The 26,104-nt window shown below is 37.1% G+C and carries 19 protein-coding genes; 6 read left to right on the top strand and 13 right to left on the bottom strand.

The features are described 5' to 3' along the window. Positions 1-87: 87 nt before the first annotated feature. From hemA to OPF91_RS07705, 10 genes are all read right to left on the bottom strand, one after another. On the bottom strand, positions 88-1,437 hold the full coding sequence (gene hemA, locus OPF91_RS07750; RefSeq protein WP_264988169.1) for a glutamyl-tRNA reductase: 1,350 nt from the start codon (positions 1,435-1,437) through the stop codon (positions 88-90). Positions 1,438-1,763: 326 nt separating this feature from the next. Continuing rightward, the gene (locus OPF91_RS07745) at positions 1,764-4,691 is read right to left on the bottom strand and encodes a VWA domain-containing protein (RefSeq protein WP_264988168.1); all 2,928 of its coding nucleotides are present in this window, start codon (positions 4,689-4,691) and stop codon (positions 1,764-1,766) included. Between the two features lie 40 nt (positions 4,692-4,731). After that, on the bottom strand, positions 4,732-6,183 hold the full coding sequence (locus OPF91_RS07740; RefSeq protein WP_264988167.1) for an S-layer homology domain-containing protein: 1,452 nt from the start codon (positions 6,181-6,183) through the stop codon (positions 4,732-4,734). A gap of 95 nt (positions 6,184-6,278) precedes the next feature. Further along, a complete protein-coding gene (locus OPF91_RS07735; RefSeq protein ID WP_264988166.1) occupies positions 6,279-7,934 on the bottom strand; it encodes a hypothetical protein in 1,656 nt (551 codons plus the stop codon). A 178-nt stretch (positions 7,935-8,112) separates the two neighbouring features. Then, positions 8,113-8,286, bottom strand: coding sequence for a YjfB family protein (locus tag OPF91_RS07730; protein WP_264988165.1), 174 nt, complete (start codon positions 8,284-8,286; stop codon positions 8,113-8,115). A 116-nt stretch (positions 8,287-8,402) separates the two neighbouring features. Then, positions 8,403-8,984 carry a ribosome biogenesis GTP-binding protein YihA/YsxC gene (gene yihA / locus OPF91_RS07725; protein WP_264988164.1) on the bottom strand — a complete coding sequence of 194 codons (582 nt, stop codon included), beginning with the start codon at positions 8,982-8,984 and terminating at the stop codon, positions 8,403-8,405. A gap of 3 nt (positions 8,985-8,987) precedes the next feature. After that, entirely contained in the window at positions 8,988-11,312 is a 2,325-nt protein-coding gene (gene lon / locus OPF91_RS07720) for an endopeptidase La (protein ID WP_264988163.1), read from the bottom strand. Between the two features lie 305 nt (positions 11,313-11,617). Next, positions 11,618-12,886 carry an ATP-dependent protease ATP-binding subunit ClpX gene (clpX, locus tag OPF91_RS07715; RefSeq protein WP_264988162.1) on the bottom strand — a complete coding sequence of 423 codons (1,269 nt, stop codon included), beginning with the start codon at positions 12,884-12,886 and terminating at the stop codon, positions 11,618-11,620. A 456-nt stretch (positions 12,887-13,342) separates the two neighbouring features. Beyond that, positions 13,343-14,632 (bottom strand): trigger factor, encoded by a 1,290-nt coding sequence (tig, locus tag OPF91_RS07710; protein WP_264988161.1) that lies wholly within the window; start codon positions 14,630-14,632, stop codon positions 13,343-13,345. Between the two features lie 118 nt (positions 14,633-14,750). Next, positions 14,751-15,731 (bottom strand): tetratricopeptide repeat protein, encoded by a 981-nt coding sequence (locus OPF91_RS07705; protein ID WP_264988160.1) that lies wholly within the window; start codon positions 15,729-15,731, stop codon positions 14,751-14,753. A 133-nt stretch (positions 15,732-15,864) separates the two neighbouring features. On the opposite strand from OPF91_RS07705, the gene OPF91_RS07700 reads away from it, so the two are divergent. From OPF91_RS07700 to qoxD, 5 genes are all read left to right on the top strand, one after another. Continuing rightward, entirely contained in the window at positions 15,865-16,707 is an 843-nt protein-coding gene (locus OPF91_RS07700) for a DUF2785 domain-containing protein (protein ID WP_264988159.1), read from the top strand. A 520-nt stretch (positions 16,708-17,227) separates the two neighbouring features. After that, positions 17,228-18,121 (top strand): cytochrome aa3 quinol oxidase subunit II, encoded by an 894-nt coding sequence (gene qoxA, locus OPF91_RS07695; RefSeq protein ID WP_264989130.1) that lies wholly within the window; start codon positions 17,228-17,230, stop codon positions 18,119-18,121. Between the two features lie 19 nt (positions 18,122-18,140). Continuing rightward, positions 18,141-20,084 carry a cytochrome aa3 quinol oxidase subunit I gene (qoxB, locus tag OPF91_RS07690; protein WP_264988158.1) on the top strand — a complete coding sequence of 648 codons (1,944 nt, stop codon included), beginning with the start codon at positions 18,141-18,143 and terminating at the stop codon, positions 20,082-20,084. A gap of 1 nt (position 20,085) precedes the next feature. Then, positions 20,086-20,685 carry a cytochrome aa3 quinol oxidase subunit III gene (qoxC, locus tag OPF91_RS07685; RefSeq protein WP_264988157.1) on the top strand — a complete coding sequence of 200 codons (600 nt, stop codon included), beginning with the start codon at positions 20,086-20,088 and terminating at the stop codon, positions 20,683-20,685. Next, the gene (gene qoxD / locus OPF91_RS07680; RefSeq protein ID WP_264988156.1) at positions 20,685-20,969 is read left to right on the top strand and encodes a cytochrome aa3 quinol oxidase subunit IV; all 285 of its coding nucleotides are present in this window, start codon (positions 20,685-20,687) and stop codon (positions 20,967-20,969) included. The genes qoxC and qoxD overlap by 1 nt, the downstream gene beginning before the upstream one ends. 273 nt (positions 20,970-21,242) lie before the next feature. Here the strand turns inward: qoxD and OPF91_RS07675 are convergent, their stop codons facing one another. Beyond that, the gene (locus OPF91_RS07675) at positions 21,243-21,878 is read right to left on the bottom strand and encodes an HAAS signaling domain-containing protein (protein ID WP_264988155.1); all 636 of its coding nucleotides are present in this window, start codon (positions 21,876-21,878) and stop codon (positions 21,243-21,245) included. 555 nt (positions 21,879-22,433) lie between these two features. On the opposite strand from OPF91_RS07675, the gene OPF91_RS07670 reads away from it, so the two are divergent. Next, a complete protein-coding gene (locus OPF91_RS07670) occupies positions 22,434-23,294 on the top strand; it encodes a DUF6612 family protein (protein WP_373877038.1) in 861 nt (286 codons plus the stop codon). Between the two features lie 218 nt (positions 23,295-23,512). Here the strand turns inward: OPF91_RS07670 and OPF91_RS07665 are convergent, their stop codons facing one another. Together OPF91_RS07665 and OPF91_RS07660 are read right to left on the bottom strand one after the other, a co-directional pair. Further along, positions 23,513-23,935: a universal stress protein gene (locus OPF91_RS07665; protein WP_264988153.1), complete on the bottom strand. Its 423-nt coding sequence runs from the start codon at positions 23,933-23,935 to the stop codon at positions 23,513-23,515. Between the two features lie 149 nt (positions 23,936-24,084). Beyond that, the gene (locus tag OPF91_RS07660; RefSeq protein ID WP_264988151.1) at positions 24,085-26,097 is read right to left on the bottom strand and encodes a helix-turn-helix domain-containing protein; all 2,013 of its coding nucleotides are present in this window, start codon (positions 26,095-26,097) and stop codon (positions 24,085-24,087) included. Positions 26,098-26,104: the final 7 nt, after the last annotated feature.

Here is a 26,104-nt window from a genome sequence, read left to right as displayed (position 1 = left end):
TTGCCACAGTCCAAATTGGATTTGTCACAATTTATGCATACATCTATTGAACAATAGATGCTCACTACTGCCAAAACACCACTTTAGTTAGAAGGAGTATTTAGGCTCAGTTGTTACTTGTGAGCGTTCTTGTTGCTTCGACATTTGATTCATTTCAATTTCAACGTCCACTGCTTCTTCAATACCAAAGATTTGTTGGAATAATTGCAATTGCTCATGTGCCTTTGGTGAATTGGCTAGCTCTTTCGCCTGTAAAATAGGTTCTTTTAACAATTGATTAATAATCGACTTCGTATGCTTACTTAAAATTTTCCGCTCACGTTCTGTTAAATCAGGCATTTTATTTTCAATGCTCAACATTGTCTCTACTTGGATTTGGTTTGCTTTTTGACGCAAAGCTGCTATTACTGGAACAACACCAAGTGTAGTCACCCATTCTTTAAATTGCAGCACTTCATTGCTAATCATTTCCATAATACGTGCTGCTGCTCGTTCACGCTCCGCTAAATTCGCTTCGACAATTCCTTGTAAGTCATCAATATCATAGAGGAAGATATTATCTAAATCTCCTACCTGTGGATCAATATCACGTGGAACGGCAATATCAACCATAAATAATGGCTTGCCTTTGCGTAAACGTTCAACAAATTGCATTAATTCATAGTCAATGACATAGCTCGTTGCACCTGTCGATGTAATTAAAATATCCGCTTCTAATAATGAACATTGTAATTCCTTCATCGACTTCGCTTCACCATGGAACCTGGCAGCGAGACTTTCTGCCTTTTCAAACGTACGGTTAATGACTGTCACTTTCCCTACGCCATTACCATACAAGTTTTCCATCGCTAATTCACCCATTTTACCAGCACCTAAAATAGCAATATGCTTGCGCTGTAATGAGCCAAATATTTTTTTTGCTAATTCTACGGCTGCATAAGAAACCGATACCGCATTTTCGCCAATCGCCGTTTCATTATGCGCACGTTTAGCAAATGTAATCGCTTGTTTAAATAACTGATTGCATATCGTGCCAGTTGTACCAATCTCTTGTCCATTTAAAAAGCTTTTCTTCACTTGCCCTAAAATTTGTGTCTCACCAAGCACCATAGAATCAATGCCTGCCGTCACTTTAAATAGATGTTCAATCGCCTCATCTTCTTCACGAATCGTTAAATACGAAGAAAATGTCTCCACAGGAAGTTTGAACCAATTAGCTAAAAATTGCTTCACAAAATGACGTCCTGTATGCAACTGATCGACTACCGCATAGATTTCTGTGCGGTTACAAGTAGAGACAATGACGTTTTCTAAAATACTTTTCTGCTGTTGTAGCGCCTCCATTGCTCGTGGTAGCTCCTGTTCGACAAATGACAGCTTTTCACGAATTTCAACTGGCGCTGTTCTATAATTCAAGCCTACTACAATCGTATGCATGAATAACACCTCACACGTTCGAATTCACATTTTTTATTATAACATAGTTCGACAATAGTTCAGCGATAATTTGTGAACATGTCATGAAGATCTTTATCTTGCTCTAACAATAAAGTCTGTATTCATGTAAATGACAGTTGTTACACCATTCAATGAATGTCCATTTCTCATACGAATTAAGAGAAAAATCTAAGCGTAATTATGTTGGAGCATAATTAGCTCACCTTCTAAATTAGAATTATTATAAACTAAGTGTAACAAATTATACGGATGCTTTCAAATACAAAAACTGCCTCCCTTGAGAAAAGAGAGGCAGTTTTGTTCAATTAGTTTGCTAATGTCGTTTTCTTTACAGCAATTACTTTACCTGTACTATCATATGCAATAAATTCAATATCATTATTCACTTTGAATTCTTGCATCACCTGTACTTGCTTTGTCAGCATGTAGACACTATCACTACGTTTTTTCAGTTCAAATTGCACATCACCACTAATAGATGGGAAACGTACATTGACTTTTTCAACGTTTGGACAATTGCCATCCACTCTTGCATTCATCGTGATATACCCTTTGCGTAAAGTCACTGATGCTTCTTCAAATAAATCTTCTGGGTTTAAGCAACTTGATGCAGATGTTTTACATAAAATAACGTCAATCATTTTTTGGAATGTTTGATGCAGTTGTAAATTATCCAGTGCATGGTAGTATGTGCCACCTGTTTCTGTTGCTAACTGCATTAAAATAGCATCATTGATTTTTGCTTTTTTGCCCATGCTTACAGTATAAATTTTAATGCCTTGCTTTTTAGCATCACTGATTACTTTCGTCAGCTTGGATTTACTTGTCTTGCCATCCGAAATCACAACGATGGATTTAGCTGTTTTTGAATCATTAGAGAACTTCGTCAAGGCTAGTTCAATCCCGGCCAAAATATCTGTTGCTCCTTTTTCTTTTGATGCTTTATACAAATCTTTTTTCAAGACATTATCTGTACTACCCTCTGCAAGTAAAGTAGCATGTGTATTTGTTTCCACCACAATATTATTTTTTGCTTGTAACTGTTTGATTAATTCTATCGTCTTTTTACCACGGAAGTTTTCTTTATCCAACTCTTTCATAGAGGATGAGTAATCCACTACATAGGCAACTTCCGTATCCAAGGAACAAGAATTTTTACTGAAGTATGGGTTTGCGAACATTTCTTGTGTAATTGTCTTATCTTTTAACTCACTCAATATTTTTTCATAGCGTGGGTCAATTTTATTGACTAATGTTGCTTCAACCTTTGATTTACCATAAATGATTGTATCAAAATAAGCAACGGCTGTACCTGGACCACCTGTTTTATCAAGATAATCAGATGTATTTGTGACAAAGGATGCTGTTTTTTCAACACCATCAAATTTAATTTTCACTGTTCCTTGATAATCCGTAATCGGGTCTTCTTGACCTGGTGCTACAAGCGTAATCATCACTTTTGTGTAGCGATCTTTGCCAGTTGGTCTTGAAGCCGCGTCCGCACTTTCTTTTAATGCATCCACTCGTTTTTTATAAGCCTCTACTTGCCCTAATAGCTTACCACCTTGGTATTTTAATAACACGGTACGATCGTAATTACTTAAATTCGTTAAAATTTTATAGATTTTCATGACACTATCATAATGCTCTAATGTCAGTTGCTTTTCTTCTGGCATATGTGTCATTAATTGAATAATGGCCCCTACTGGATTGATATTTTCTACCTGTGAAGCAATGGCATCATCAATCCCTTGGACACGATAAATCGGACGACCATCTTCTGAAATCATATACATAATCTCTGTTTTGGCAGGTGTTGTTACAGAGTTATTCAAACGATGCTTTAACAGCTGCTCAAATAAATAAACAGAAATATCATATGTTTCAAATTGCAATACAGCATTTTCATAACCCATCGCAGGATATTGTGTATCTGCACCACCATACTCTAAATATTTGTTCACCACATTGCCGAGTGCGTCTGTCACATTCGTTTGTTGCCCAATATGGAAGAGCTTTTTTTCAGCATCATTAGATAATGGAACTGGGCTATAAACATCAATTACATTTTCTGTGAAGAATTCTGGCAATTTTTCATATGGCACATATGGTGGTGTGGTATTGCCATTATCACCACCTGTATTCGTTGGGTCATAGATTTCATAGTTAATACGCATTTCTGCCTTTGGTGTGTAGTTCACTTGAGCGTTTAATTTTTCACCCACTAAACAATTGAGGGCAGGCTCTGTATTATTTACTAACTCAAATGAAATTGTATCATGCACGGATTTTGTTAACACAGGGGCAATCACAATGGCTGATACTGTCGCCCCATCAGATTGTACAGTACGCACAGATTCACCAGATGTGTCTACAATTTGTGCCCCATTTAATGACGTAACACGGAATGTATAGGATTTATCATCTGCAATCGGATCACCATTACATGCTTTTAGTGAAACAGTCACTACAGTAGAATCCTTGCCATTAGCAATCAAGTTTGGCTTTTCAACCTCAATGCTTTGTAGTGCATTATTGACATACTTTGGCCCTGTGAAATCGCCTGTATTATTTTTAGGCTCTTCAAAATCAGCATTGCTTGAGCCCATAAATCCTGCTGGTAACGTTACTTTATCATTATCACGACCTGTTGCTGCACTTTTTAAACCTTTTCCTGCCAATGCACCACTTTTGGCACTACGATAGAAAAAGACTGCCGCATCTCCACGTGTTAGTTTTGTAGATGGAGTAAAATCAGCATATGTTTTTTTACCTGTATTACCTGTTGAAATATCATTTGTATACAAATATTGAACAGCTTGTGGTTCATCTAAATCTAACCCTTTCAAAGCTGCATAAATACGTGCAAATTGTCCACGTGTAATCGTCTTTGAGCGGTTTGCTGTTGTACGCAAGCCATCTAATGGTAAATAAAAATCGCTATAGAAATTATAAATAACATCTGCATTATATGTTAATGCATAATTGCGATCCATTTTTGCCAGCATCACCACTAACTCTTGCTCTGTTATTTGTGCATCTGGTGCAAAGTTATTCGTATTTTTCATCGGCAAATAATCATTATCTACTGCCCAAACAATCGCTTGATATTTACTATCCGTCGCTGGCACATCATCCATTTTCGTTGCAGCCCTTGTTATAACAGGTGTTGCTGTCGCAAGAAGTAGAACAAAGCAAAGGAAGGATATTAATGCTTTTTGTGCATATTTCATGGCATTCAACCCTTTCGAAGTTTCAAATAATCGTTCCATACTAGTTTAAGAATAAAATATCATCGCGATAATTTTGTTTTAAATCATTCTCTAAATATTTTAAGAAACGCTCAAGCACTAAGGAAGCTTGTGCTCTTGTTAATGGCTGGTTTGGATTGAAGCGACCTGTGGCACTATCCCCATTCATTAATCCCAATTCACTTGCAACATAAATACCATCTCTCGCATGATTTGGTATTTGATCGTCATCTGCAAATGCTGTTGCATAGCCTGGGTCTGGTGCTTTATGGTCAAGCCCTAATGCACGAACAAAAATAGTTGCTGCTTGTGCACGTGTAATTGAATCGTCTGGCGCAAAGTAATCTGCCGTTTTGCCTTTAATAATGCCTTTATTGAAAGCAGATTCAAGATAGCCGTAATCTTTCACAGTGCGCTTCACATCTTTGAAAACACTTGTTGTCACTGCTTTTTTCGATTTCTTCTCTTCCATTACACGCAAATCTACAGCTTTTCCGATAGCAATGGTAAAGTCAATACGCTTCATCGGTGTATTTGGTGAAAAGAAGTTACTTGCATCATCATAAATACCTAATGAATAGAGCTTTTCAATAGCTTGCTTGGCTGTAGAGCTCGATACATCACGAAACTTTGGAATAATCAAGCGCTCAATTGTTGGCATGTAAGACGTGTGTAAATCTAAGTTCCCTTTTTGACCTGAGGATAGCGTATACGTGTATTCAGAAATGACATCCTTCTCACTAACAACTGCATAGCCACCATCAAAGCTGCCTAAGCTACCTAAATTATTTTCATAGTTTAGTACACGTGATTTACTTGTTGATAAACGGTTTTTCACATGGCTTGTCTTACCATCGCTATATGTGTACACCGCATCTGTAATTTGTGTCTCCGTCGCTCCCCAGAAATTTTCATATCCAGCATGACGGCTATCTGTATCAATCGTTACTGTATTTTGGACTACATTTCTACCCGTGCCTGTTTGATATGTGTACGTTTTTCTAGAAATCACATTACCAGAATAATAATCAGAAGCAGCTCGGTTGTCCGTTACAGTACCTTGTGAAAATTGATAATCGACTAAATTATACGTTACTTTCCCTACTGTAATTTTCTCTGTGTATTTTTGCACAGTACCATTTGATGTTTTTTGACCAATTGTTGCATGATCAACTACATCTGATTCATATGCTACCGTTCTTGCCAATGTAGCGCCATTGCTTGCGACTAGTTTTAAATTATAGGTTTCTGTTAGCTTACCTTTTGATTCTTTTTGTGTAATTTTAATATCTTTACTTGTCCCTTTAAAGACAATCGGTGTCCCTGTAACAAAAACAGCTTCTTCATATGTATATTCATTTTTTACAGCACCTGACGTTTCTAATGAAGCCGCTAATGTAGTCGGCTGACATGTCGTTCCTACTAAGATGATAGCCAACGCAGCAACCATGATTTTCAACAAATATTTTGGCATTCGCTAATAGTCCTCCTCTATCGTGTAATCAAAAATCTGCTCGTCTCTTTGTGACATACAAAGTGACAAAGAGACTGGCAGATTTCCTCTATGCTTTAATCTACAAGTATAACATGTGCTTTCACAAAACGATCTGATAGTACAATCAAACGGTCTGATGGTTGAACATCAGATGGCTGAATGACTTTGCCCGCTTTCAGCAACGTAGCTTGGTCTATATTCATATCGACCATTTCAGCCGCCTCATACCAACGGCCATCTTTCCATTGACTAACACTTTGTACAGTCATGCCTGCTGGATATGTTGCTTTAATGGCTTGTACCTTTCCAGCTAGCATTAATGGTGCAACTGGTTTCGCATTATCTAAAATATGCAGTGCTTGGACATGACCATCCTTCACATAAAAGTAGCCATAATCGCCTTCAAATAAATGCAGCTCAATATCTGGCATAACATTGAATGTTTTCTTTCCATCATCCACCTTTGCCTTCGTTGAGTTACTTACTGACAATACCGTTTCTTCTACTTTTTTGAACACATTGGATTCAATTTTCATCGCATCATCAATTTTTAGTAAATAGCCATCCGCTTGTGATAGACGACCATAGTATAATTCATGGTGTGCTAAGTTTGGCGACATAAAGCTATCACTTGTCACTTGTACAACTTGTGCATAATTATCGCGTGCTGCCCCATCGGAAATAACGAAAGCTGTACCATAGGCTAACAATCCTGTTGGTTCAATTAAACGCCCATTGCGAATTAAAATTGTCCCATCGTGGAAGTATAATGTACCTGCTGATTTCAGCTTAATCAATTGATAATTCGCGTCAACAGATAGCATTGGCTCATAATAAGTACGCTCATTGTTTTTCAAAACAACAATTTTTTCAATAATCTCTTTACCAAATTGCTTTACTGTTGCATAGTAGGCTTCACTACCGACGTAATTCTTCAACTGTCCTTTGTCTACCTTTGTATTTCCTACATAGACAGGTACTTTTGATGTGAATTCCATTGTAGATAGTGCAGCTGTTTCTTTAGAGCCAAATTGCCAATTCGTAAAGGCATGTTGATTTTTGACTGTTAATTTATTGGCACTACTATTGACAGTTTGAATTTCACCTTTATACAAATTTTCTACTAATGTCCCCGCTTCACTAATCACTACCTTTGCCACAATCGATGTACCGTGATTTTTTAGTGTTAGTTTGACACGATCCCCCACATATAGCGCACTAATGTCCACAGCAGAAGAACTTTTTTGATAGCTTGTATCTTTATTTACGTAATAAGTAGTTTCTACACCTGTATCTGGTTTAAATGTGATAAACAAACCATTTGGATCAATGCTTGTCACAACACCTGCTAGCATTTTATTTTGTGCTGAAGGCGTCTCACCCTTTTCAAGTTCTGGCTCAGTAACACTACTAGAAGTTCCATGTAGCTCAACTACACTACGAAGTGAGATACTCGCCTCAACCTTCATCCCTTTTTTAAAGCCTTCAATTGTCGTTACTGTATTATTAATATACAAACGAGCATTGTTATTAATATCATATGTGTTTGTGCGACCACTATCATTTTGCAATGTAATTTTCGTTAATTTTTTCTCACCTGTTGCTGATTCTGAAAATGTTACATCCACAAAAGTACCGGTTACTAGCGTTGCAGCACTCGCTTTTTCTACAAATGATAGACTTAACATCGCAACTACCAGCAATGTTACTATGTATGTTATTTTTTTCAATCCACTTACCTCCTTCATTCTTACCAGTATATCGTATTATTAGTCGTTTTTCTCATTGAAAAAGTTCCATTTTTCTCGCAATGAATTACTATCATGCTAGTTAGAAAGAAAGTCTTCTTTTTATCTTTGTTGATAGAAAAGGCTGTTTGACAAGCTAATGTAACAGCCCTTTCCCACATCATACTTGAATATCAATTGTCTGCCCTGCTGTTGGGTGTGGTGCATCAAGCATTTCGACCAATTGCGCTGTATTTTGCTGTTGCACTTCCATTGCTTGTTTCGCAACAGCTAGCGATACATTTTGCATGAGCGTTGCTTGATTCATTGCCATCGATAATGCTGCAATATCCATTCCATCCACCTCCTACTTATCTTTATCGGCTATATGACAGCAAATTTGCAGTTAATTTCGGCAAAAATTGAAAAGGCCTGCTCTGAAAGATACCACTTTCTGAACAGACCTTCTTATTACATATAGCTTTCAATCGTGCTCCATGCTTCCTCAAAACCTAAACCTGTTTCTGAAGAAAAGACCAGTAATGTATCGCTTTTCTCCATGTCTAACGTTTCTTTCACAACCTTTTTATGCTTATCCCATTTTCCTTTTGGAATTTTATCCGCCTTTGTTGCAATAACAATACATGGAATATTATAATGCTTTAAAAAGTTATACATCATACAATCATCAGCTGTTGGCGGATGACGTAAGTCGATAATTTGGACAACCGCCTTCAATTCTTGACGTCCTGTAAAATAACGCTCAATCATTTTTCCCCATGCTTCGCGCTCTTTTTTAGATACCTTTGCATAACCATATCCAGGTACATCCACAAAAAATAATTGCTCCTCAATTTTATAAAAATTAAGGGTTTGCGTTTTCCCAGGTTTGGATGAAATGCGGGCTAATGCTTTACGACCAATCATTCGATTAATGAATGAGGATTTCCCTACATTTGAACGACCAGCTAAGGCAAATTCAGGTAGTCCATCTTCTGGATATTGGTCAGGTCTTACAGCACTAATGACCATTTCGACGTTATGGACTTTCATCGTTTAAAAACCTCCCTCCAACGCATTTGCTAATACTTCATCAGCAGATGACACTAATTTGAATGTCAATTGCTCACGTACACCTTCAGGAATTTCTTCCAAATCTCGCTCATTATCTTTTGGACAAATAATCGTTGTTAAACCTGCACGGTGCGCACTTAATGTTTTCTCTTTTAAACCACCGATTGGTAATACACGTCCACGTAGCGTTATTTCTCCTGTCATCCCTACTTCACGACGTATTGGACGATGTAAAATAGCCGACACAATCGCTGTAGCCATTGTAATACCAGCAGAAGGGCCATCCTTTGGTACAGCGCCCTCTGGCACATGAATATGGATATCATGTGTGTCGAAATAATCCGCATCCACTTTTAGCTTTGCTGTTTGTGTACGTACATACGATAAAGCCGTTTGTGCAGATTCCTTCATGACATCACCGAGCTTACCTGTCAACTGTAATTTCCCTTTACCCGGCACAAGTGATACTTCAATTTGTAATGTATCGCCACCAACCGTTGTATAGGCAAGTCCTGTTGCTACACCTACTTGATTTTCTTTTTCGGCTTGACCATAACGGAAGCGATGTTTACCAAGTATTTGCTCTAAAGATTTAGCGTTCACCGTTACACGTTTTTTCTCACCTGATACAATCACCTTCGCTACTTTACGGCATAATGTCGCAATTTGACGCTCTAGACCACGCACACCCGCTTCTCGTGTATAGTAACGAATAATATCAAGTACCGCATCTTCCTTCATCACAAACTGTGCTTTTTTCAAGCCATGCTCTCGTAATTGTTTTGGAATTAAATGGTTTGTCGTAATTAACGATTTTTCTAATTCTGTATAGCCTGCAATGGAGATGACTTCCATACGATCAAGTAACGGTCCTGGAATGGTGCTTAAATCATTTGCTGTCGCAATAAATAATACATTCGATAAATCATATGGTTCTTCAATATAATGGTCACTAAATGAATTATTTTGTGCAGGATCAAGTACTTCTAGCATTGCAGCGGCTGGATCACCTCTAAAATCATTGGACATTTTATCAATTTCATCCAGTAAGAACACTGGATTAATCGTGCCTGCCTTTTTCATTCCTTGAATGATACGCCCTGGCATGGCTCCAACATATGTGCGACGATGCCCACGAATTTCAGATTCGTCACGCACACCGCCTAACGAAATACGCACAAATTTACGATCTAAACTTTCTGCGATAGAGCGAGCTAAAGATGTTTTCCCAACACCAGGTGGTCCAACTAAACATAGAATGGGTCCACGCAATGATTTTTTCAATTGCTGTACAGCTAAATATTCTAACACACGTTCCTTCACTTTTTCTAAGCCATCATGGTCACGGTTTAGAATTTGCTCTGCATAGGCAATATCCATACGATCTTCTGTTGCTTCTGTCCAAGGCAAGGAAATAAGCCATTCAATATAATTACGAATGACGCCACTTTCTGCACTTGCTGATGGTAATTTTTCATAACGATCAAGCTCTTTTAAAGCAGCCGCTTGTGTGGATTCAGGCATTCCCGATTCTTGAATGCGATTTTGTAATTCAATTACTTCACCTGTTTTTCCTTCTCCATCACCAAGCTCAATTTGAATCGCCTTCATTTGTTCACGCAAATAATATTCTTTTTGCGTGCGTTCCATTGATTTTTTCACTTTCACACTAATTTTTTGTTCCAGATCTAATACTTCTTGTTCATCATGTAAACGAATAATTAAGTGATCCAAGCGCTTTTTAACATTCAGCATTTCTAATACTTCTTGTTTATCAGCAATTTTAAATGGTAAATGAGAAGCAATAATATCAGCCAAACGCCCTGGCTCTTCAATATCTACTACAGCTTGAACAGTTTCAGGTGTAATTTTATTAGAGGACTCTGCATATTTCTCGAAATATTTCAGCAACATACGCATCAGGGCTTGTGTTTCCATATCCTTCGATATTGTATCCTCTTGCACCTCAATATCCACTACCGTATATTTCTCGAGGGCTTGGTAATTCGTCCAGCTAGCACGTGTAACACCTTCCACTAGCACACGCAATGTACCATTCGGCAATTTTAATATTTGTTTCACTTGTGCTAATGTACCAATATCATGTAAGTCCCGTTCATGTGGCTGCTCATCATGGACTTCCTTTTGTGTCACTAATAAAATTAACTGATCCTCTAACATCGCCTGTTCAAGCGCCGCTACCGATCGACTTCTACCCACATCAATATGTAACACCATAGATGGATACACTAATAATCCACGTAAAGGTAGTATCGGAATCATCGTTGTTTTTTGTATTGTCACCATGCGGGTACTCACCTCCATCAATATATTTTCTTTCTATCCCGCATTTTAGTATGTCTCTAAAATAATAATTCACACGAGTAATCAAGTGAACCAAATTTTTCATGCCATCACGGGCTTATGTATGAATAGTAGTCATTACACTTGATTTTTTAAGAGTCATTGCGTGCAGCTAAACTAAGATAAAAAGCTGACATTGATATGTGCCTATATTGCACAATCAATGTCAGCTACATTACTCTCTATCCTATAACAATTGAGCTTTTTGGCAAGTTGTTATGTTGCTGACGCTACACTTTCGCACAGAATCATGCTGAAGTTTTTTTATTGCTATCTTCATCGAGTTCACTGCCATCTTCAAGAAGCAATTTCGGTTTTTCTTTATCCGTAATTGTTTTTGCTGTAATAATACATTTTTTCACATCTTCACGTGAAGGTAGCTCATACATCACATCTAGCATTGTAGATTCAATAATAGAACGTAAGCCACGTGCACCTGTTTTGCGTTCAATCGCTTCTTTTGCAATAGCTACAAGCGCTTCTTCATCAAACTCAAGCTCCACACCGTCTAGTGCTAGCATTTTTTGATATTGTTTCGCAAGTGCATTTTTAGGTTCTGTTAAAATTTGCACTAGGGCTGTTTCGTTTAGTTGTTCTAAACTTGCCAACACTGGTAAACGTCCAATAAACTCTGGAATCAAGCCAAATTTCAACAAGTCTTCTGGAATGAGCTTAGCCATTACAGAGCCTTCGATTTCTTTTTGATTTGCATCTGAACCGAAGCCGATAATTTTCTCACCTTGACGGCGTTTAATAATCGTTTCGATTCCATCAAATGCACCACCAACGATAAATAAAATATTCGTTGTATCAATTTGTAAAAATTCTTGATGTGGATGTTTGCGTCCGCCTTGTGGTGGTACACTTGCCACTGTGCCTTCTAGAATTTTAAGCAGTGCCTGTTGTACTCCTTCGCCTGATACATCACGTGTAATAGAAGGATTTTCAGATTTACGTGCGACTTTATCAATTTCGTCGATGTAAATAATCCCTTTTTCCGCACGTTCAATATCATAATCAGCCGATTGAATTAACTTTAGTAAAATATTTTCAACATCTTCACCAACATAACCTGCCTCTGTTAATGAAGTAGCATCTGCGATAGCAAATGGCACATTCAAAATACGAGCCAATGTTTGAGCTAATAAAGTTTTACCGCTACCTGTTGGGCCGATTAACACAATGTTCGATTTTGATAGTTCAACATCATCAATTTTACTATTTGTATTGATACGTTTGTAATGATTGTATACGGCTACAGCTAACGCCTTTTTCGCACGTTCTTGTCCAATCACGTATTCATCTAAAATAGTTAAAATTTCTTTTGGCTTCGGGATATCTTGGAAATCAATTTCCTCTTCAACACCTAATTCTTCTACAACGATTTCTGAGCATAACTCAATACATTCGTCACAAATATAAACACCAGGACCTGCCACTAATTTTCGTACCTGTTCCTGTGGTTTTCCACAAAATGAGCATTTTAAATTGCCTTTTTCATCATTAAATTTGAACAATATGTTTCACCCCTATTCAAGCAACAATCTTACAAGATTATTGCTCCATTATCAAATAATTGACCTCACGTCGTCATGAGCTACCATTCAAGCAATAATTTCCATGCTGTTAATGGGCCTGTTTCTACCAACGATACTATATGTATAAGAACCTAGTAAAGAGCTTATTTTATCATGATTCAGCAAATGTTTTTTCTGTGCGAAAGCGTGAGTGCAACGTAGCGACAGCCACAAATGGTTTTTCTGTGTGAAAGCGTTAGCATCAAGTACAACAAACGACATTCGTTGAATCAAGATAAAAGCCCCAACGGATGTCATGGATTTTACAAAGGAGCTTTTCGAGTGAACTCGAAAAAATCCAGATGCAATTATGCTGGAGCATAATTGCTCATTGCTAGCTATATGTGCTAAAACAAGGCACGGTCTAATGCCGTACCTTGTTTCTTATCAGCTATCTTATTCAGTAACTTTTGCGTTTTCTACTAGGAATTCTACTGTTTTTTGAATTTTAATATCATTCTCAAGAACAGATGTACCACCTAAAACATTTGTAATTTGATCTTTTGGCATATTGAATTGAGCAGACATTTTTTCTAATTCTGCATCAATATCCGCTTCTGTTGCTTCGATTTTCTCAGCTTCAGCAATTGCTTCAAGCGTTAATGATACACGCACACGGTTTTCTGCTTCTGCTTTCATTTGCTCACGTAAATCATCTTCTGATTGACCTGAGAATTGGAAGTAAAGTTCTAAGTTCATACCTTGCATTTGTAAACGTTGACCGAATTCTTGTAACATGCGGTCTGTTTCTGTTTTAATCATACCTGCTGGTACTTCAAATTCAGCATTTTCAGCTGCTTTTTCAACTAGCTCATCACGAAGTGTTGCATCTGAATCAGCTTGCTTTGTTGCAGCAGTTTGCTCTTTAATTTTAGCACGTAAAGCGTCAACGCTCTCCACTTCTGGATCAAGTTCTTTTGCGAACTCATCGTTTAGCTCTGGAAGTACTTTTGTTTTTACTTCTTTAACTGTTACTTTGAATGTTGCTTCCTTACCAGCTAATTCTGCTGCATGATATTCTTCTGGGAATGTCACCACAACGTCTTTTGCTTCACCAGCTTTTACGCCAACAAGTTGTTCTTCAAAGCCTGGAATGAATGAGCCTGAACCGATTTCAAGAGCGTAATCTTCGCCTTTACCACCTTCAAATGCTTCATCACCTAAGAAACCTTCAAAATCGATTACCGCTGTATCGCCTTCTACGATTGCTTCATCTTCCTTGATTTCTAATTCTGCTTTGCGTGCTAATTGTTCTTGAATTTGCGCTTCTACTTCTTCATCTGTTACATCTACTGGAAGTTTTGTTACTTCTAAGCCTTTGTAATCACCAAGTTTTGGTTCTGGTTTTACTGTTACTTGTGCTGTAAATGTGAAATCTTGACCATGTACAAAGTTTTCTGTACCATCGATTTCTGGGTAATCTACTGGTGAAATACCTGCTTCATCAATTGCTTTTGAGTATGACTCTGGCACGATAATTTCTAATGCATCTTGGTATAATGCTTCAATACCAAAACGTTGTTCGAACATTTTACGTGGCATTTTTCCTTTACGGAAACCTGGCACATTAATTTGCTTTACTACTTTTTTGAATGCTTGTTCCATCGCTGCATCTACTTCTGTAGCAGGTACTTCGATTGTAAGTGTTCCAATATTACCTTCTTGTTTTTCCCATTTTGCTGACATGTATAAATACCTCCAAAAAATAATCAAGTTTAACTGTTAGACAATTCATTCGTAAATATGATTTTGACAACCATTTTAGTATATCATAGATGTGTAGAGTTTCAACTTATTTCACCTTTTATGATAGTTCCGAGAGGCTGTCTAACATTTGCAGAAATTCAATGATATCATAATCCATTTCTTGCACTTTTCCAAGCATCATTTGTACATAATCAATATAACTATATGCCACATCATCTGGTTCAAATGAGCACCACTCAAACGGATAAGCTGTAATGGCATGTCTAGCTACTAAAGATTGCACCATCTCTAATGTTGATGGATCTTGCTCTAGTTGTTTGACAATCATATGTTGTATTTCTTGAAATTGTGGTAATTGATGCGGCAATGCTAAATGAATAGGATTCACTGTCGCTGTATGCTGAAACTTCGTTAGCGTGATGTCAATGGATACCTCTTGTTCCACTAATAATAACAACGCCATACTTTGAATAAACGGATGTGTTTCAGAACGCTCAATAATTTGTTTCAGCATTTTTTGAAACGGTCGAACATTACTAGTAGCCAGACGATGCAGCAAGTGAACTTGTTCGTGCAAAGGCAAGCTCGAAAATGTTGCTAGCCCCTCCAAACGCTCTGCTTCAAGCTGCTGTGCTTCTTCTTTTTTTTGCAGATTGTCAGCTATTTCTCGATTGAGTTTGCGTAACCGCTCAAATTTTTCTATTTGTGTTGCTGGTAGTACTCGCTCTTCCAATAAAATTGTAATCAATTCTTCTACCTGATAGTATTCTTTTTGCTGCATACAAATCGTGATGTAGAGCTCCATCACCTCTACGTACATGGTCGTGTTCATCAACAATTGTTCACAAATATTTTTCGCCTTGTCATAGGCCTTTGTTTCATATAAAGCATAGGCGTATGCACTTAACGCTTGCTCATCCCCTGCCTCATATAAAAAAGCTTTTTCAAAATATTGAATTGCCTCTTCATATTGATAGTTCTCCGCTAAGCGATGCCCTTCACGAAGAAGCATTTGAATCGTTCCTGGGAAAACAACTACATTGTCATGTTGAATGACACGCTGCTTTTTTTTACTCATCCTTGTTCACCTCCTTGCCACTGACTCCATATAGCCTATTCTATCTTACTATGTTTTACTAAAAAAGACGCTATACTTCAATCAGGAAGCACCGCGTAATACTACAAATCAATTATTATGGAGGAATCACTTTATGCTATTAAAAGAAGCATTACAAACATTCACCACGATGACACACGCACAACGCCAAGCATGGATGGCTGAACAAGGTGATTGGTTATTACAAGAAATGCTCACACATATCGGTTCCATTGATGCGGAATTACGAGATCAATTGATTTATCGTACTTTTATTGATTTATTAAGTGATGATTTATTAACAGCTCAGCAGCTTCAATATTTATTTGATACAGCGATTAGTGAATCCTTTTTATATGCTGGTATTGGTGAACGCTTGACGGACAGCGTATTTACACGCTCCTTTTCTGCCCTACTCGTCGCAGGGATATTGGCAAAAGATGCGGAATTATTTGTATTACAAGAAGAAACGTTACATACTTTCTTCAAACAAATAGGACGTTACTTATTATTAGAGCAAGATACACGTGGCTTTGTACCAGAGAAAGGCTGGGCACATAGCATTGCACACGGAGCTGATTTAGCCGTTACTATCATTCGTCATCCTCAATTCGACTTAAAATATGCACCCTCTATTTTACATGCATTGAAATTGGTCGCATGGAAAGGGACGGTTTACGTTGATGATGAAGAAGAACGTTTAATCGCTATTGTAGAAGCATTGCTTGACCGTCAATATGCGGAAGAAGCCCTCATTGAATTTGTTGAACAAGCCTTTGATAAATTTGAGATGCATCTATTGACAGAGGGCTATAATGCTCGCTTTTTTAAAGGGCGCACTTGTACACTGAATATCATGAAAACATTGTACTTCGCTTTAAAAATGAATAATCGTGCACCACAGCTCCAAAATTGCCTTTATAGTCAAATTGCTAAATGGTTGAAAATTGGCGCATAAAAAACAGGAGTGGCTACAACCGTCACTCCTCCCTAATATATGGTTATTCAGACAATCCACTAATTATATTAACATAATTAATTTCATTATCCAATTTCAACCAAAAAGTAAGTCTCTTCTATTTAAATTTAATCCCCTCTGCTTATCTATTCCGACCTTTACATACTCCTTTCTCCTTTAAATTTCAACTAAAAACTATCGAAATGAGCCGTACCTCCGTTATTTTATTACAAAATGGCGTCCAAAATGTGAAATGCATTTTTTTATAAAAAAATAGCTATCTCTACAATGATTCACAAGCCCAGTATTTACAACATATACACAGTGTTTACCCTAAAAAGTGAATTGTGAAATAATAAATTCTGTTCATATTTTTTTCATATTCTACCTCTATTCACGCTCATTTTCAGCACAAAATAATGTTTTTCTGTCAAACGAGGCGTATAATCCTGTTTGCAAACAATGAAATGGGATATCCGATTTGCATAACATGTTATGTCTTACGTTAAGAGAGGAGTACATTATGAAAAAACTTAGTTTACTCATGCTAGTATTTGGTGCAATTACGATGCTTGCTGGTTGTGAACCATTAACCATCTTTAACCCAAAAGGACCGAATGCTGAAACATTATCAAACACGATTATTTTATCCATTATTACAATGGCTTTTATATTACTTGTCGTCTATACATTACTAGCCTTTATGCTCACAAAGTATCGTGCATCAAAGGCAGCAGCCGACTATGAGCCACCACACGAGGAAGGCAGTCACCTGCTTGAAATTATTTGGACAGTCATTCCAATTATTATCGTCGCTTTTTTAGCGGTCGTGACAGTGCGCACAACAAGCACTGTAGAGGCTAGACCAGATGGCTATGACAATCAGGAGCCACTTGTTATTTATGCGTCCTCTTCTAACTGGAAGTGGCATTTTAGCTACCCAGAACAAGGTATTGAAACCGTAAACTACGTGAATTTACCTGTTGATCGAGCAATTGAATTTAAGCTTTACTCCTTTGGACCGATTACAAGCTTTTGGATTCCACAATTAGCAGGGCAAAAATATGCTATGAGTGATATGGTGACAACGATTCACCTTGCCGCAGATGAGGTTGGCTCCTTTATGGGACGTAATTCTAATTTTAACGGTCGTGGCTTTGCCGAGATGGAATTTGAAGCACAGTCCATGACACAGCAGGATTTTGACAAATGGGTAATGGATGTCAAAACACATGAGAAACCATTAACAGAAGAAAAATTCAATGAGCTATTAACTGCTGAGCATGTAGGTCGTTCAAGCTATTCTTCTACACATTTAGAATTTAGACCTGCACCAATGGAACATAGTGAGCATATGAACATGAACCATACAGAAGATTCAACAGATTCAGAAACGGAAACACATTCACATTAATTCGAAGGGAGCACATGCTATGAATGCGAAGGAATTATTTCATCCAATGCAGGAGCCGATGATTTTAGCGGCAGCGATTAGTATTATCGTTGGTGCAGTAGTCGTCGTAGCAGGGCTGACATATTTCAAAAAGTGGGGCTATTTCTATAAAAACTGGCTTTCCACAGTCGATCATAAAAAAATTGGGATTATGTATATTGCGGTAGCGCTAGTCATGCTCTTCCGTGGTGGTGTGGACGCTTTATTAATGCGTGCCCAAACAGCTGTGCCAGACAATGGTTTATTAGATGCACAGCATTACAATGAAATTTTTACAACCCACGGCCTATTAATGATTTTATTTATGGCGATGCCGTTCGTCATTGGTTTAATGAATATCGTCATTCCTTTGCAAATTGGGGCTCGTGACGTCGCTTTTCCACGCCTAAATGCCGTTAGTTTCTGGCTTTTTGCAGCAGGCGCTGGCTTACTTAATTTATCGTTTATTATCGGTGGTTCACCAGATGCTGGTTGGACAGCCTACTTCCCACTAGCAAGTATAGAATTTAGTCCGACTGTCGGGAATAACTATTATTCATTGGCACTGCAATTATCAGGGATTGGTACATTAATGACAGGTGTAAACTTCATTACAACCATCATTAAAATGCGTGCCCCTGGTATGACATTAATGAAAATGCCTATGTTTACATGGTCCGTTTTAATTACCAATGTCATTATCGTTTTTGCCTTTCCTGTATTAACAGTCGCTTTAGCATTAATGATGCTTGACCGTCAATTCGGCACAAAATTCTTTGCGATGCAAGACGGCGGTATGGATATGCTTTGGGCGAATCTTTTCTGGGTTTGGGGACATCCAGAGGTATATATCGTAATTTTACCTGCTTTCGGTATTTTCTCTGAAATTATCGCGACATTTGCACGTAAAAATCTATATGGCTATAAATCAATGGTAATGAGTATGGTCGTGATTTCTCTATTATCGTTTATCGTTTGGGCCCACCATTTCTATACAATGGGACATGGTGTCATGGTCAACAGTGTATTCTCCATTACAACAATGGCGATTGCTGTACCAACAGGGGTAAAAATCTTTAACTGGCTGCTGACGATGCGGCATGGGAAAATTCAATTTACAACGCCGATGCTTTATGCACTAGGCTTTATTCCGATCTTTACAATTGGTGGAGTAACAGGGGTTATGCTTGCAATGGCAAGTGCTGACTATCAGTATCATAATACGATGTTTTTAGTAGCCCATTTCCACTATGTATTAATACCAGGGACTGTCTTTGGTGTATTAGCAGGTTATCATTATTGGTGGCCGAAAATGTTTGGTTTCCGTTTAAATGAAAAGCTAGGTAAAACAGCATTTTGGTTTATTGCGATTAGCTTTAACGTAACCTTCTTCCCATTATTTATTTTAGGATTAGATGGCTATGCTCGCCGTATGTATACTTACTCAGCTTCCACTGGTTATGGTCCATTGAATATGCTGTCGTTTATCGGTGGCTTAGGGCTAGCAGTTGGCTTTATCCTACTTGTCTATAATATTTATTATAGCTGGAAGCATATGCCTCGTAATGAACAAGCGGATATTTGGGACGGACGTACATTGGAATGGGCGACACATTCACCTGTACCAGAGTATAACTTCGCTATCGTACCAACTGTGACACGTTTAGATGAATATTGGTTTGCCAAAAAAGAAGGTCGTGATATTACAGCTGGTACTTTTGAAAAAATTCATATGCCAAACAATACAGGCACACCGTTTTGGATGAGTGGCTTCTTCTTCCTAGCAGCGTTCTTTGCTGTATTTAGCCAATGGATTCCAGCCATCATTAGTATGCTTGGCGTCTTCGGCTTTATGCTACACCGTTCATTTGAAAAAGATCACGGCCGCTACATTTCCGTTGAAGAAGTTGCTGCAACTGAGAAAAAATTGAGAGGTGACAAGTAGTATGAAAATCGATGCTTCACTTCCATTAGAATATAGTACAGAGGAAAATCAATTAAAAATCTTTGGTTTTTGGATTTTCCTCGGCGCTGAAATCGTGTTATTTGCTACACTTTTCACAGTGTATTTCACATTGCATAATCGCATTGGCAATGGTCCTTCTGGCGCTGAAATTTTTGAATTAACACCTGTACTGTGGGAAACGTTTTTACTATTAACAAGTAGCTTCACCATTGGGCTTGGCATTCACGCAATGCGCATTGGTCATAAAAAGGCGATGATGACGTTTTTCGCTATTACTTTGTTATTAGGTCTTGGCTTTTTAGCTATTGAAATTGATGAATTTGTGACATATGTGCATGAAGGGGCAACGATCCAAACAAGTGCCTTTTTATCAGCCTTAATGACACTACTCGGAACACATGGTGCTCACGTAACGTTCGGCTTATTTTGGGGTATCGCCATTGTTATTCAAGTAGCCAAACGTGGTTTAAACCCACAAACGGCGAATAAAGCGTTTATCTTTTCACTGTATTGGCATTTCCTAGACGTTGTATGGATTTTCATCTTCAGCTTCGTCTATTTGAAAGGACTGATTAGCTGATGAAAGAATTATTCCCAAAACAACATGTGATGGGCTTTGGCTTCTCACTATTACTGACAATTATTGCACTTGCTGTTGTCAAATTCGATATGTCTTATAATATGGCCTTTGCGCTACTCCTCGTAACCGCCTTAGCACAAGCAACTGTGCAATTAGTGTTATTTATGCATATCGGTGAATCTGAGGATAAGAAAACATTATATACTACCATCCTCTATTCTGTATTCGTTGGTGTAGTGACAATTATCGGTACACTATTTACGATGATTTGGGGTTATCAATAAGCAACATTAGAAAAAAAAAGAAAGAAGTCAAGCAAGAAAATTTTAATGTGGTACCCAAGTCAAGGACAAACTAAAAAAAGAGATTAAGCTGTTAAGAGATGGTTTCTGTATTGCACAGGAGCCATCCTTTTTAAATCCCAATGGTTGTTTTTAAAGAATAAATTGTAAAAAAACGTTATTCCTTCAATAAAACACTCGAAAAGAATAACGTTTTTTATTTTGAAAATTTATTTTATTAGCCTGGTGGGTATGTGTTGGAACACTTAAATAAAATCAATAGTTGTTTAATTGTTTATTATAGAATAATTTTCTTAGTAGTAAGTATATTCCTAAACCTACAATGATAATTACTAGGAGATAGCTTAAAGAAGCGTAATTTATAGCATTATCTTTGATTATTCTAATAGAAAAAAAAGTTAATGGAACACCTAAGAATCCTATTACAATTCGTGAAATCCATTTTATATTTTGAAGTTGATTTTCGTTCCATTGAATAGTTTTAGAATTCAATAGTATAATACCAACAATTAAACTCATAACAAAAGGTAAAATTATTCCTAAGTTTAATTCTCCACGCAAAATTGGGATGGAAAGACCGCCTAAAGAACCAACAGTAAGCATTATTCCATAATTAAATAAAGTTTCCCCTTTGTTTACTAATAATTTGTTTTCTTCTTCATTTATTATCGCTTTAGCAAGTTCTTCCGGGGAAAGGAATTCTTGCAGAGTATCTTTAGCTGCTTGGTTGATATTCATTCCTGCTTTTGTTTTTTCTTGTATTGTATGGTATATATGATCTCTTATTTCAGAGACTTGGTGTTCGCGTTCTCTTTTAGGTAATAATTGAAGTTTTTTATTTAATTTATTTAGATAGTCTTCAATTAAGGAATGATTTAATTCATTAACCATTATGATGTCCTCCTGCCATGCTTTTAAGAGCACTGTACATACTTTTGTAATCTTCCCATCTTTTTTCTACTATTTCTTTTCCTCCTTGAGTAATTTGATAATACTTACGTTTGGGTCCTCCTCCCATATCCACCCATTATTTTACCTAGCTAACTACCCTACTATGCCATTCCCTACTACAAACACATTTGCTAAGAAAGAAAACTTTTTTTCCTATGTAGATGTACTACTTGCAAACTCTAGCAAAGAAAATCAAACAAAATCGACCTATTTACAGCAAGCTAGCTATGCAAAGCAGTTTCAGCTACTTTCCTCAGCAAAGGACAAGCTGCAAAAAGAGCTGGATAGCTTTGCTACAACAACTACTCATGCATAGCACAAGCTGACAATGATGCAACATAATATTGACACATTGAACCACTATTTAAAAACGACTGCTACACAATTTTCTAATAAAATATAAATAAACATTTTTCCAATTCAATGAAACTTTTTCTATTTTTTACTCGTATATAAATAGAACATTAATCTACTACAAACTAGGAGATGATAGAATTGAAAACATTATGGAAGGTTGTCGGCATTAGTGCACTTGCCTTTACATTGGCTGCTTGTAATTCCAGTGCGAAACCTACGAAAAACACGACCAACAAAAGCGAACTCACATTAGAACAAGTTTACAACAAAGCTGTTGAGCGTCAAGAAAACATTACAAGTGCTAGTGCCACAATGGAAATGACACAGCATACAACTGCTGGCTCTGGTGAAGAAGCAATGGAATTTTCCATTGACTCACAGATGACGATGGATGTTGTTGTCGATCCAATGGCTATGCATCTTTCTGGCTCTATGTCCATGTCAGATATAGCTGGTACTGGTGAAGAGCCAGCCTCTATGCCACTCGAGATGTATATGGATCAAAATAAAGGCTTTTTCATGAAAGATATGTCCTCTGATATTTGGATGAAATTCCCTGATTCTGATTTTGATGATATTTTAGCACAAACTGCTTCCTCTGCCGATACAAAAGAACAATTAGCGCAACTAAAACCATTTATCAATGATTTTACATTTGAGCAAACAGATGATGCCTATGTATTAACATTAGAAGCAGAAGGGGAGCGTTTTAAAAAATTAATTGAAGAAGAAGTAGAAAAGTCTATGCAAAGTGTAGGATTAGGGGAAAACCCACTTGACCAATTACAAATCGATAAAATCCATTATATTGTCTATATTGATAAAAAAACATTCGATACAACAAAAATGAATATGGACTTTGATTTAAAAATGGATATCGAAGGTGAAACATTAGCAATGACAACGGCTTCTGTTATTACCTACACAGCATTCAATCATTTAAAAACAATCGATATTCCCCAAGAAATTATTGATAATGCTACAGTAATTGATTACTAATCAATTACGCCCCAGCGTAATTGCGTCTGGATTTTTCCGAGTTCACTCGGAAAGTTCCTCTTCAAAATCCATGACATCCGCCTGGGCTTTATCTTGATTCAGTGAATGTCTTTTTATTTGCTGCTGACGTTTCACTTTCGCGCAGAAAACATTTGCTGAATCAAGATAAAAAAATCTGCGAGCTTTGATGTAAGCTAGCAGATTTTTCATTTCTATGATTAGCGGACAAGCAAAACATCACAAGTAGCTAGTCGCATAATACCACTAGATACTGAACCAAGCACCACTGCTTCTACCCGATTTAAGCCTGTTGCACCACAAACAATAAGGTCCACATTTGGCAACTGTGTCAAAACATGCTTTGGTGAGCCCTCTTCGATGACCACTTCTACAGCTTGCACACCTTCTGCTAAGGCTTTCTTTTTCAATGCTTCCATTTTCGGTGTATGCTCATGCTTTAACTGTGTTGCATATTTGGCATCATAGGCTGTTACAGCACCAAAAGATTTTGTATCAATGACATTCACCAGCATTAAATTGGCATCATAAAATAGCGCAAGTTCAATGGCTTTGTCAAATGCTTGTAATGAATGCTCTGAAAAATCAATTGCTACCGCTACAGTACTATATATTTTTGTCATCAGTGGTCACCTCTTTTTTCTTTAGTATAACATAAAAATATTTAATACAACCTATCACAAAACCTAATCATTCTAATTTTTGCTAATAAAATACATAAATCCATCCAAATAGTAATATCATTATTTTTCAAGTAAGAACTGCCTTTTCGCTACTCCACCATCCCTTTCAAATAACAAGCTAGCTGCAATTTCAACATATCCTCAGCATTTTGAAAGGAAATGTTTAATTTCTCCTCAATTTTCTTTAATCGCTGATACAATGTATTTACATGAATGTGTAACTGTTTTGCTGTCTCTCCCACCGAACTATTATGTGCCATATAAGCAAGTAATGTTTCTTCTAAAAGTGGATACTTCGTTTTATCATTTGCTAGGGGCTCAAATATTTCATTGACAAAGCTTGTTAATTCCTCCTGTGTTTGATGGATGAATAGACGATTCACACCAATATCTTGATAATGCATAATGCCATCGCGATGGCGTGTTATCAAAAATGATAATGCTTTTTCAGCCTCATGATAGCTTTTTGCAATATTTTCAAAACCCTGATACAATGACCCGATGCCTATTTTCAATGCAGAATATTTCATTTTCTGCCAGTTCATTTGTAATTGCTTTGTACGCTTTACTAGATCATCCACCTGTCGCTGAAATTGGCTAACAACCGTTACTTTATTATCAAATCCAAAAATAATAGCTACTTTATCTTGAAAAATTTGACGAATTTCTCCGATTAAAATATGTGTTTGTACATTCATTCCTTGTAAATCAGGGCTAATCGGTAGCTGAATAAATAGGACAGCGGAAAATGCTGATGATTGAAGTCCCAGCTCCTCTCCCTTTTTCTCTAGTAACAGATAATCCTTACATTGAATAAACTCACGAAATAAATCATGTGTTTTTTTATAAAATGAATCTACAATACTTTGCTTACGAATCATTTCTAACGCAAAAATAGCACTTGCTTGTTCAATAATCATTTTGTGGAGTGGTAATAGTTGCTGTTTCTCTACTTCGATGAGCAACATCCCTAATGTTTGACCAACACCAACAATCGGCTGAATATAGCAACAAATCATCCCCTCCTCTGTTTCCACTTTAGAAAATGTAGGTCTATCAGGAATGATGAATATACGCTTATAATCACTTTCCTCAAACCAGTGACGTGGGCTTGCAAATATTGAATTGTCTATCAAATCAATCACTACAAGACGTAGCTGTAGTATACGCCTTATTTCATTGACAATCATTTGTATCCCTGTATTTTGCAATGATAAATTCATCAACGTATGATGAATGTGGTCACGTTGACGCAATAATTCATTTTGTTGCTTTAAATGTTGAAAAAGTCTGGCATTCATTAAAGCGATGGATACTTGGTCGGAAAAGCTTTCTAGTAATTGCTGATCTTCTACCGTTAAAAGTGGTATTTGTCCTTTTTGATAAATAATTAACACACATAACGCTTGCTCCTCGACAAGAATGGGGGTTGAAATAACAGATTGTAAATCTTCAAATGTATAAGCACTTAATAAATGTTGCATATTTTCAACTGTTATAGAAGAAGATTCCGTTAATACATCTTGATAGGAGGTCAATAACATCGACCGTTTTTCTAGAAATGTTTTACCGATGATTCCCTCACCAATTGTCATTCGCATATGCTGTATATCTTCACCCGGTCCACCTACCCATGCTTTCGGTAGCAATGCTCCTTCTTCCTCATCATACATCCACAAGACACCAAAATCAGCTACTGGAATAACAGATAGTGCGTTTTCTAATATTTTCGTTAACAATGACTGCAAATCATTGACGGCAGATATCTCCCGAATACTTTCCATCATTTTTTTACGAATAAATTGCTCCTTCTTAAGCATTTTTTCTAAATGATGGATTTGAAGGAGACTTTCTAATTGTTGTTGTTCTACTACTGTTAACTGCTGATGATTACCTATTCGTAAAATAAATAATCGCTTATCCTCTATATTAAAATCATAGGTTCTAGTTGCTGATTCGTTTGTAGAGAAAGACAATCTCTCTTCAATTCCATAAGAAAGAGTAAGAGAAAATTGATCTTCATTCACTTTTTCCCATAATTGATAAGACATCAGTTGGCAGGAATCATTTAAAAACTGTGTAATCTTCTCTATATTGCCCATCCCTGAA

This window comes from Lysinibacillus piscis (assembly GCF_026012395.1).
GTDB lineage: Bacteria > Bacillota > Bacilli > Bacillales_A > Planococcaceae > Lysinibacillus > Lysinibacillus piscis.
Note: the sequence above shows the minus strand (reverse complement) of the source record. Positions and strands in the feature narration are given on the sequence as shown.